Origin of the sequence: uncultured Methanobrevibacter sp., assembly GCF_902770715.1 — an archaeon.
GTDB lineage: Archaea > Methanobacteriota > Methanobacteria > Methanobacteriales > Methanobacteriaceae > Methanocatella.
Window position 1 is genome coordinate 1 of record NZ_CACXTS010000079.1, and the last position, 2,339, is coordinate 2,339.

Annotated in this window: 1 protein-coding gene; it reads right to left on the reverse strand. The window is 30.3% G+C overall.

The annotated features are described in order from the left end of the window. Positions 1–395: 395 nt before the first annotated feature. The gene (locus tag QZU81_RS10815) at positions 396–1,682 is read right to left on the reverse strand and encodes an ATP-binding protein (protein WP_295591779.1); all 1,287 of its coding nucleotides are present in this window, start codon (positions 1,680–1,682) and stop codon (positions 396–398) included. Positions 1,683–2,339: the final 657 nt, after the last annotated feature.

Here is a 2,339-nt window from a genome sequence, read left to right on the forward strand (position 1 = left end):
CCAATCTTAATTGAATTTATGTAAAAAAAAGTATATAAAATTAACATTTTTATATATAAAAATCCGGCTTAAGAGTTTTTTCTTAAATGAAGTTTTCGAAATTATCTCATAAGAATCCTTTTTTTATATCACAAATAGTTTCAGGGATTTTCATTCATGATATTAATAAATTCACCCAATTCAATTTCCAGGAGAAATGATTACTATTCACTTCACCAATACATGATTTCATTGATAAATACATTGACACTTAACAACAAATATCCAATCAGGGATAAAAATTATTTTCCATCCCCCATTTTACAAAGCATTAATCTAAACTAAACGGATAAGTTCCGTTTTTTAAAATTCGAGTTTTAATAATCTTTTAGAATTCATTTGACAATGAAAAAACATCAACACAAACAACCTATAGGAATTACTTTAACACCGTCTTCGCGAGTATAGGCTACTTTTCCACCATTTACAATTGCCAAGAATTTTGGTTCGGGAATATTGATATCACCGGACTCTTTTCTTTTGATAATCAAATTTTTAAGTTTAAGTAAATTTGAAGCACCATCCTCTTCTTCTCTACTGCCTAACTTAAATTCAATTAATGCATAATCCCCATTGCTTAAGACTAAAACACAGTCAACCTCCAAATCATCCTGGTCATGATATTGCAATACTTTCCCTCCCCTTTGTGCAGAATATACATTAATATCACGAATACAGAGGCTTTCAAATATATGTCCTCCAGTATCCAAATCATATAATAACTGTTCGGGAGTTAATTCAAGAGCTGCTACTGCAATAGATGGATCTATAAAATTTTTTTTAGAAGAATTTCTCATTGCAGTCTTAGATCTGATTTTAGGACCCCAGGCTTTAATTTCATCAATCACAAACAATTGCTTTAAGACATTGATATAATCATAATATGTCGTTTCAGACATTGATCCATGATGCTCCTGTATATCTGCAATAATCATTGTATTTTTTGTAAATGAAGAAATGTTTCTTGAATATGATTTTAAAAGGGATTTGACTTTATCAGGATTTCTTTTAACGCCATCTATTGTTGTTGTATCAATTTCGCATAAGATATTCAAATATGACCTTGCTATCATTAACTGTTGTTTTCTGGTTTTTTTGTTTAAACTTTCAGGCCATCCGCCCCTGCACATTGCAAAAATCAAATCAGGAACTGTCAAATCGGAGGTAATACCATTAATATTTAAATCAGGATTGTCAAATAAATCCATTAAAGAAATTTTACCATTAGATTCCTTACTTTCATATAGGCTCATAGGTCTCATCAATAACCTGTGAATTCTTCCAGCACCGCTATGATTAATTTTTGTATCATCGACAACAGTTGAACCGGTTAAAATGTACAAACCGTCATCATCACTTTCATCTACACTATACCTTACAGCATCCCATAGCTCAGGAGCCATCTGCCATTCATCGATTAATCTGGGTTTTTTCCCTTCAAGCAATGAAAGTGGGTCAACATCAGCCAGCTTTAAATAATTCTTAGAATAAGTGGGATCCTGCAACTGTATTACACTTTCCGCATGTTGTTCGGCAGTAGTCGTTTTCCCGCACCATTTCGGCCCGACAATAAGAACAGCACCCATATATTCCAATAATTCATCCAATTCCTTATCCAAATATCTATCCAAATATTCTTTCATATCAATCAGCCTATTAAAGTAAATACATAATTTCCACTAAAGTAATCACATAAATTTTATTAAAGCAAATACATAACATTCACTAAAGTAATCACATAAATTTTATTAAAGCAAATACATAACATTCACTAAAGTAAATAAATATATTTTAATTATCATATATAAAACATTTGAATGAAATCTTCATAATTTCTGGACAAATATGAACATGGAGAAATTGTCACAAGATAATCTGTCATATTGGAGAATGAAAAAAGTATCAAAACCATTTTTTTAGGTTATCTGTAGTTCGGAGGTTTCAAACATAAGTATTTATATAAATTCCTTCAAAACCACCGCATTCAAACTATTTTGTAATATTACTATCCAATCTCCCCATAAAATAAATATTAAAATTAGCATATTCACCAGGAAAAACTTAATTAAAAATTACCTTTTCATACAAATATTGATTTGAAGAGGTTATATTCAAAAATTAGGTTATATTGGGGGAAAAATAACTAAATAACTTATATACTACCTTTTACAGACATTATTCTACATGGCCATGAATTTTTAAAAAAAAATCACGGGAAAGTGATAAATTATGAAAAATCAAGGACAAAAAATACGGTTAAGCGATCTCGTAGACTGGATGATGGCTGAACAGAACCACAA

Bases quoted from the DNA above. Each gene is read 5' to 3' on its own strand.
- QZU81_RS10815 (WP_295591779.1), bottom strand. From the start codon at position 1,682: ATGAAAGAATATTTGGATAGATATTTGGATAAGGAATTGGATGAATTA.